We start from the raw sequence: 7,855 nt of genomic DNA on the forward strand, positions 1-7,855 counted from the left end.
CGTGCGGGGCGGGACGCAATGATGTGACGTACTACCCAACATCGGATAAATGTCCGAAATAATACGTTCTGCGGCACTTACGTGCTGTTCGGGCGACCCCCGGCCCTACTACCCGCCTTAGGATGTGACACAGCTCCTATGGGTGGCATCACATCCACGGCACCGAATCGGCGGTCTCAACGGGGGCGAGCGGGACAGAGAGGCGTCCGATCAGCGGGTGGGGGCAGGGCGGTCGGTGCGCGTCAGTGGAGTACGTACCACCATGCGGCCGATGGCGGCATGACGACGGGTGCGTGGCTTCCCGAGCCGGACGCGATCCTGTCCAACGGCGACATGATCAACGACAACGGGGACGGCAAGGGCCCCGACCACAGATTCGTCTCCGAGATCTTCCAGGCCAACCTCGCCCGCAAGGGCATGAACGACACCCGGTCGCTGATCTCCAACGGCAACCACGACGCGAGCCTCGCCGCGATACGGGCCGGATACCCGAAGGCGTGGTTCCCCGACTCGGGCGGCGGCTATTACGAGTCCGAGGTGAAGGGCCTGCACATCCTCACGGTCAACACCGAGACGTACAACTCCAGCACGGCCCAGCGCACTTGGCTGAAGAAGCGGCTATGTGCGATCACCGCCGATCCGGCCTGCGCGGGCAAGCCGGTCCTGGTCCAGGGACACCGGCCCACCACCGGAACCACCATGGACGGTCAGCAGGCTTCCAACCCGCGACTGGCGGAGGATCTGAGCGCCTTCCCGCAGGCCGTCCTCTTCTCCGGCCACTCGCACCTGAACATCAACGACGACCGCTCGATCCACCAGCGCGACTTCACTTCGGTCGACGACGGTTCGATGAGTTACGTCGAGATCGATCACGGCTACCAGATGGTCACCGAGGACGGCCTCGCCGACCGCTTCGAGTCGCCGACCGCGCAGGCGCTCTTCGCCGAGGTCTACAAGGATCGAACGGAGATCGCGCGGGTGAACATGGCCGCGGACAAGCGCGACATCTACACCGGTGGCCAGTGGTCGGCGAGCTGGCAGCCGCCGTACGCCAGTGCAGGCACCCTGAGCGGTCCCACCTGGACCGTGCGTCCGAAGGGTTCGACCAGCCAGCAGATCAAGGACAATTTCCGCTACACGGACGCCGAACGCAACACCGTGGCGCCGAAGTTCACCACGCGTAAGCCGCTGTCCCGGGTGCACGACGCGAAGCGCGGCACAGCTCTGCGGATCGCCCAGGCCGAGGACGACCAGACGGTGCACCACTACGACGTCGACATCACCGGCGCTTCGGCGGGCGCCTCGGTCGTCTCGACCAAGGTCCTCTCGGACTTCTGCTTCATGCCCCGGCCGAACACCCTCGACATCCCGGTGACGGGCGCGGTCGAGGGCGGCCGGTACGTGGCACGGGTCGTCGCCGTCGACGCGTACGGGAGCGCCTCCCCGGCCGCGTCGCTGACGTTCGGCAAGTAACGCTGCCGGGACCGGGCGGCTCCCTCCCTGGGGTGCCGTCCGGTCCCTGTCCTGCCGGGTGGTCAGGTCGCTTCGGGGTCGACTGCGGCCCGGCCCTTGGCGCGCCTGCCGACGACAGCTGCCGCCGCGACCGCGCCGCCCGCGAAGGCAAGGGCGACCATCCATGGCTGATTGAAGACATGCCGGGTGGCATGGTCGAGGGAGTACCGGCCGGGGCCGATCAGGCCGATCGCCGCAGCGGTGAAGCCGAGGAAGGCCGGGTACTCGTAGCCGCCGCCCTGTGCGAAGAATCCGGCGGGTGCGTGGACGGCCACGGCACCCGCCATCGCCCCGGCCGCGGCCGCACCGGCCGTCGGGGTGGCGAGACCGAGGGCCAGGAGTGCGCCGCCGCCCGCCTCGCCGAGCCCGGCGGCGACCGCGCTGTGCTTGGGCGGGTGGAAGCCCATGGCCTCCATCGCGGCGGTGGTTCCTTCGATGCCTCCGCCGCCGAACCAGCCGGCCAGCTTCTGGGTGCCGTGCGCGGCCAGTACCGCGCCGGTACCGACGCGCAGGACGAGCAGGCCGAGGTCACGCCGGTCGAGGCAGGCCATGAGGGTCTCCGCAAGGGTTCGGGGGTCGGTGGGCTTCGACGCGCCACCCGCGCCGTGGCGGACAGATGCCACGCTTCCACTTTCCTTGGCGCGGGGCGCCGGCGTGTCCTGGTATTACGCCGTCCGGGGGACGACCGCGCTCCCGGCTCTGCGACGAACGCCATTGTGCAACTTGTTGCATAATGGCGTTTCGGTGGTCTACAACTGGCGCAACGACACTGCGCGAGGAGCCGCCTCATGAGCCCGTACCCGAATCTGCTGAGCCCGCTCGACCTCGGGTTCACCACCCTCCCCAACCGGGTGCTGATGGGGTCGATGCACATCGGTCTGGAGGAGGTCGAGCGCGGCTTCGAGCGGATGGCCGCCTTCTACGCGGAACGCGCCCGGGGCGGCGTCGGCCTGATGGTCACCGGCGGCATCGCTCCGAACGCCCGCGCCTGCTCCTTCCCCGGCGGCGCCAAGATGACCACCGAGGCGGAGGCCGAGCAGCATGCGCGGGTCACCGCCGCCGTGCATGAGGCGGGCGCCGGATCGCCATGCAGATCCTGCATTTCGGCCGGTACGCACACCATCCCGACCTGGTTGCGCCGAGCTCGATCCAGGCGCCGATCAGCGCATTCACTCCGCACGCCCTTAACGACGACGAGGTCGAGGAGACCATCGAGGATTTCGCCAGGGCCGCCGAGCTCGCGCGGCGTGCCGGGTACGACGGTGTCGAGATCATGGGCTCCGAGGGCTATCTGATCAATGAGTTCATCGCCGCCGCCACCAATCACCGCACCGACCGCTGGGGCGGCTCGTACGAGAACCGCATCCGGTTCCCCGTCGAGATCGTGCGCCGGGTCCGTGAGCGCGTCGGCAGCGATTTCATCCTGATCTACCGGCTCTCGATGCTGGATCTGGTGCCCGGCGGTTCCTCGCTGGAGGAGGTCGTGCAGCTCGCCCGCGAGATCGAGGCCGCCGGCGCGACGATCATCAATACGGGAATCGGCTGGCACGAGGCCCGTATCCCCACCATCGCCACCTCGGTGCCACGCGGCGCCTACACCTGGGTCACCGAAAAGGTGCGCGGCGCCGTCTCCGTACCGCTGGTGACGAGCAACCGCATCAACACGCCCGAGGTCGCCGAGGAGATCCTCGCCTCGGGGCGGGCGGACATGGTGTCGATGGCCCGGCCGTTCCTCGCCGACCCCGACTTCGTCGTCAAGGCGTCCGAGGGCCGCGCCGATGCGATCAACACCTGCATCGGCTGCAACCAGGCCTGCCTGGACCACGTCTTCAGCGGCCGGGTCACCTCCTGCCTGGTCAATCCTCGCGCCTGCCACGAGACCGAACTCACCCTGTCTGCGACCCGCACCGTCAAGCGGGTGGCGGTCGTCGGCGCCGGGCCCGCCGGTCTCGCGTGCGCCGTCGCAGCGTCCGAGCGCGGGCACGAGGTGACGCTCTTCGACGCTGCCGAGGAGATCGGCGGCCAGCTGAACGTGGCGCGCAGGGTTCCCGGCAAGGAGGAGTTCAACGAGACACTGCGCTACTTCCGTACCCGGCTCGCGGAGGAGAAGGTCGGGCTGCGGCTCGGTACACGGGCCACGGCCGATGTGCTCGAAGGCTTCGACGAGATCGTCCTCGCCACCGGTGTCACGCCCCGCTCCCCCGCGATACCGGGCCTGGACCACCCCAGCGTGGTCAGCTACCTCGACGTCCTGCGTGACGGGGCACCAGTCGGTGACCGGGTCGCGATCATCGGGGCGGGCGGGATCGGCTTCGATGTCGCCGAGTTCCTGACCGACTCGGGCGATGCGGCAAGCCTCGACCCCGAGGTGTTCTTCCGGCAGTGGGGCGTCGACACCGACTACCGCGACCGGGGTGGTCTCCGCGCCCCGGAGCGTGCGAAGACGCCGCGCACCGTCCATCTGGTCCAGCGCAAGAAGAGCAAGGTCGGTGAGGGGCTGGGCAAGACGACCGGGTGGATCCACCGCACCGAGCTGCGGCACCGCGGCGTCACGATGATTCCGGGTGCCGCCTACGACCGGATCGACGACGACGGGCTGCACCTCACGGTCGACGGCGAACAGCGCCTCCTGCCGGTCGACACGGTGGTGCTCTGCGCGGGCCAGGAGCCGCGCCGCGAGCTGTACGAGGAGCTGCTCGCCGCGGGCCGCCCGGCGCATGTGATCGGCGGCGCCGATGTGGCCGCCGAGCTGGACGCCAAGCGCGCGATCCGCCAGGGCACGGAGCTGGCCGCTGCGCTGTGACGGACCCGGAAACCCCCGGCCCGGGGTTCCCGGCCGGCCCGGCCCCTCCGTCATGGGGCCACTGCCCGGCCGTCCTTAGGATGCACCCCATGTCACTCCCGCATGCGATCCTCACCGCCCTGCTCGAAAAGCCGTCGTCGGGGCTGGAGCTGACCCGCAGGTTCGACCGGTCGATCGGCTATTTCTGGTCCGCCACGCACCAGCAGATCTACCGCGAGCTGGGGAAGCTGGAGCAGGCCGGGCAGATCCGGGCGCTGCCGCCGGAGCAGCCCGCCCGTGGGCAGAAGAAGGAGTACGAGGTGCTGCCCGCGGGCCGCGAGGCGCTGTCCGCATGGGTGGCCCGGTCCGAGGACCCCAAGCAGATCCGGGATCCGCTGCTGCTGCGGATGCGGGCGGCGGCGGTCGTCGGGGCGCCCGGCCTGGATGTGGAGCTGCGCCGTCATCTGGGGCTGCACCGTCGGCAGCTGGCGGAGTACCTGGAGATCGAGGAGCGGGACTTCCCCCCCGAGCGGAACTCCGACGAGGACCGGCTGCGGCATCTGGTGCTGCGTGGCGGCATCGATCTGGAGAACTTCTGGATCGGATGGCTGACGCGGGCACTGGCCCAGGACGAGCAGCCGAGTCCGTAGCCGGGTTGTTTCCGTACGTGACTGTTCGGTGGGCAGATGTCACGTCTTCGCGGCATGCCCCCGGCGGGCGGCGGGCGTCGCTTCCGCTCGTTACCGTCCGCCCACCGGGGTCCGGCCCAGCTCCGGTTGTAGCGTCGGCTGGTCCATCGGCCCTCGGCTCCCGATCACGACGCGTGACGGTGATCCGGCCCCGGGCTTCGGCTCGGCCGTGGCCCGGTCGGCGGCGGCCGACGTCTCCGCCTGTGCGCGGCTGAGCAGAATCACGCCTCGTACCGCCGCTGCCGTGCCGAGCACTGCCGGGATCAGGCTGATCGTGCCCCCTTGGAGGCGTTCGCCGAGCAGGGCCAGTCCTATGGCGGCCGCAGCCACCGGATTGGCGAGTGTGACGACGGCCAGCGGCGCGCCCAGGCCACCCCGGTAGGCGGTCTGGGAGAGCAGCAGCCCGCTCATCGCGAACGCTGAGACGAGAAGCGCGACGATCACCAGGTCCCAGCTGAACAGCGGGCCGGTGTGGTCGGTGACGGAGACGGTCAGGGTCTGGGTGAGCGCGGAGGCGACCCCGGAGGTGATGCCGGACGCCGCCGCGTGCCGCAGGCCGGGACGTGCTCCCGGGCGGCTGAGTCCGGCGACGACGGCCATGGTCCCGGCGCCGACGGCCAGGGCTTCGGGGAGGCTGAGCGTTTCGTGCGGGGCGGTGCCGCCCGCGGTCATCAGCAGGGCGCCCAGGCCGAGCAGGGTGAGGACCGTGCCGCGCCATTCGATCCTGGTGACCCGGCGTCCGGCGGCCCTGGCGCCCAGCGGGACTGCGGCGACCAGAGTGAGGGCGCCGAGTGGCTGGACAAGGGTGAGCGGGCCGTACTTGAGCGCCGCGACATGCAGCAACGCGCCACCGGCATTCAGTCCGACCGCCGACCACCAGGCGCCGCGTCCGAGCAGCCTCAGGACCCCGGCGTCCGGCTCGGTGCGCCCGGCGAGCCGGGCCTGCGCCACCGCGGCCGAGGCGTAGGCGGCGGCGGAGACCAGCGACAGCGCGACGGCGATCAGGGTGGCGTTCATCGCCGGGTCCCGGACGGGGCGTACGAGCGGGCGGAGTGGGTCTGCGGCTCGGTGCCGGCGGTCGACACGGGGGGTTGGGCAGGCCGGGGCACGGGCGTCAGCGCGGGCTCGTATCCCGTGGAGGGCCACGGGATACGAGCCCGTACCGGCACCGTGCGCTTCAGCGGCAGCGCCGCGAACGCCACCGCGAGGAGCGCGGAGACCACGATCGAGTCGAGCCAGTAGTGATTGGCCGTGCCGACTATCACCAGCAGCGTGATGAGCGGATGCAGCAGCCACAGCCAGCGCCACCGGGTGCGGGTGGCGACGATCAGCCCGACGGCGACCATCAACGCCCAGCCGAAGTGCAGGGAGGGCATGGCGGCGAACTGGTTCGCCATCGAGTCGGTCGCCGGCGTCGCCGCGTAGACCGTCGGTCCGTACACCTGGCCGGTGTCGACGAGTCCGGCGGCGGCCAGCAGCCGCGGCGGGGCGAGCGGGAACAGCAGATGGAGTGCGAGCGCGGCGCCGGTGAGCGCGGCGAGGATGCGGCGCGACCAGACGTAGTGGCGCGGGCGGCGCCAGTAGAGCCACACGAGGAAGATCAGCGTGGCCGGGAAGTGCACGGTCGCGTAGTAGGTGTTCGCGAGGTGGATCAGCGTCTCGTTGTGCAGCAGCAGATTCTGCACAGTGCCCTCGCCGGGCAGGTGCACGGACCGTTCGAAGTCCCAGACGTTTCCGGCGTTGCGATACGCCTCCTCGACGTGACCGTTCGCGGCCTGCCGGCCGAGTTTGTAGATCACGAAGAGCCCTACGACGAGAAGAAGCTCGCGGACGAGGGGCGGTCGGGCAGAACTGTCCGGCTCCTGATCTGCGGGCTCGCTACCGGCGTACATCACCCGGTGCCCCTTTGCTGACGAAGCAGTGTTGCGACGGCATGGTCCAGTCCACGCCGAATCGATACGCCAGTGTACCGATACGCAAACGTATCGGTACACGCGCGTTTCGGTACACTGGCGTATCGATGGACCTCGTCGCAGAATCGCTGAGAGGGAAAACGCATGTCGCCGCAGGAAGCCGCGCAGGAACCGGCACACACGCCACGCCGCTCGAAGATCACGCCGGAGCGGGCGCAGGAGTTCTACGCGGCCGTGCTCGACATGCTGAGAGAGTCCGGCTACGAGGCCCTCACCATGGAAGGGGTCGCCTCGCGGACGCGCTGCGGCAAGTCCACGCTCTACCGGCAGTGGGGCTCCAAGCCCGAACTGGTCGTGGCGGCGCTGCACGGCACCCGGCGGGTACTGCTTCCGCACATCGACACCGGCACACTGGCAGGGGATCTGCGCGAGGCCGCCCGGGCCATCGGTGCAGGCTCGGGCCGCGACACCCCGTTGATGCACGCGCTCAGCCATGCCGCACTGCAGAGCCCCGAGCTGCTGTGCGCGCTGCGTGAGGCGCTGATCCTGCCGGAGATCGCGGCGATCGAAGCGATGGTCCGGCGCGGAGCGGAGCGCGGCGAGATTCCGGCGGACACTCCCGCGGCCGAGTTCGTCTCCGCGCAGTTGCTGGGCGTGATGCGTGCCCGGCCGCTACTGGAGGGGAAGTTCGCGGATGAGGCATATCTCACCCGCTTCGTGGAGAACGCCGTCCTTCCCGCACTTGGGCTGGAGTCGTCCGCGCCCTAGCCCCCAGAGACGTGGGCCGCTGTCCGAGCGGATGACGACGGCCCGCTCGCGCCGCACCGTGGGGACGGGGGCGGCGCACCATCCGGGCGGGGGGGGGGGGGGGGGGGGGGGGGGGGGGGGGGGGGGGGTGGGGACCAAGGGGGGGGGGGGGGGGGGGGGGGGGGGGGGGGGGGGGGGGGGGGGGGGGGGGG

At 70.6% G+C, this 7,855-nt stretch carries 6 protein-coding genes and 1 pseudogene; 4 read left to right on the top strand and 3 right to left on the bottom strand.

What is annotated here, in order from left to right; translation table 11 throughout:
• The first annotated feature begins 279 nt into the window (after positions 1-279).
• Entirely contained in the window at positions 280-1,473 is a 1,194-nt protein-coding gene (locus ACZ7IB_RS33340) for a metallophosphoesterase family protein (RefSeq protein ID WP_470917698.1), read from the top strand.
• 62 nt (positions 1,474-1,535) lie between these two features.
• Here the strand turns inward: ACZ7IB_RS33340 and ACZ7IB_RS33345 are convergent, their stop codons facing one another.
• Entirely contained in the window at positions 1,536-2,063 is a 528-nt protein-coding gene (locus ACZ7IB_RS33345; protein WP_470917807.1) for a DoxX family protein, read from the bottom strand.
• Between the two features lie 237 nt (positions 2,064-2,300).
• Between ACZ7IB_RS33345 and ACZ7IB_RS33350 the strand changes: the two are divergent.
• Positions 2,301-4,315, top strand: a pseudogene (locus ACZ7IB_RS33350) (FAD-dependent oxidoreductase).
• 89 nt (positions 4,316-4,404) lie between these two features.
• Positions 4,405-4,944, top strand: a complete 540-nt coding sequence (locus tag ACZ7IB_RS33355; RefSeq protein ID WP_470917699.1) for a PadR family transcriptional regulator — start codon at positions 4,405-4,407, stop codon at positions 4,942-4,944.
• A 90-nt stretch (positions 4,945-5,034) separates the two neighbouring features.
• Here ACZ7IB_RS33355 and ACZ7IB_RS33360 read toward each other — a convergent pair whose 3' ends face one another.
• Both ACZ7IB_RS33360 and ACZ7IB_RS33365 read right to left on the bottom strand, forming a co-directional pair.
• Entirely contained in the window at positions 5,035-6,000 is a 966-nt protein-coding gene (locus ACZ7IB_RS33360) for a DMT family transporter (protein WP_470917700.1), read from the bottom strand.
• Positions 5,997-6,875 carry a phosphatase PAP2 family protein gene (locus ACZ7IB_RS33365; RefSeq protein ID WP_470917702.1) on the bottom strand — a complete coding sequence of 293 codons (879 nt, stop codon included), beginning with the start codon at positions 6,873-6,875 and terminating at the stop codon, positions 5,997-5,999. Before ACZ7IB_RS33365 ends, ACZ7IB_RS33360 begins: the two co-directional genes overlap by 4 nt.
• A 165-nt stretch (positions 6,876-7,040) precedes the next feature.
• Between ACZ7IB_RS33365 and ACZ7IB_RS33370 the strand changes: the two genes are divergently transcribed.
• Positions 7,041-7,664 (top strand): TetR/AcrR family transcriptional regulator, encoded by a 624-nt coding sequence (locus tag ACZ7IB_RS33370; protein ID WP_470917704.1) that lies wholly within the window; start codon positions 7,041-7,043, stop codon positions 7,662-7,664.
• The last annotated feature ends 191 nt before the right edge of the window (positions 7,665-7,855 follow it).

The sequence above is a fragment of the Streptomyces sp. NPDC037301 genome (genome assembly GCF_055602785.1).

Excerpts from the sequence above, each read along its gene's own strand:
- ACZ7IB_RS33370 (WP_470917704.1), top strand. The coding sequence starts at position 7,041 with ATGTCGCCGCAGGAAGCCGCGCAGGAACCGGCACACACGCCACGCCGC.
- ACZ7IB_RS33365 (WP_470917702.1), bottom strand. The coding sequence starts at position 6,875 with ATGTACGCCGGTAGCGAGCCCGCAGATCAGGAGCCGGACAGTTCTGCC.
- ACZ7IB_RS33355 (WP_470917699.1), top strand. The coding sequence starts at position 4,405 with ATGTCACTCCCGCATGCGATCCTCACCGCCCTGCTCGAAAAGCCGTCG.
- ACZ7IB_RS33360 (WP_470917700.1), bottom strand. The coding sequence starts at position 6,000 with ATGAACGCCACCCTGATCGCCGTCGCGCTGTCGCTGGTCTCCGCCGCC.
- ACZ7IB_RS33340 (WP_470917698.1), top strand. The coding sequence starts at position 280 with ATGACGACGGGTGCGTGGCTTCCCGAGCCGGACGCGATCCTGTCCAAC.
- ACZ7IB_RS33345 (WP_470917807.1), bottom strand. The coding sequence starts at position 2,063 with ATGGCCTGCCTCGACCGGCGTGACCTCGGCCTGCTCGTCCTGCGCGTC.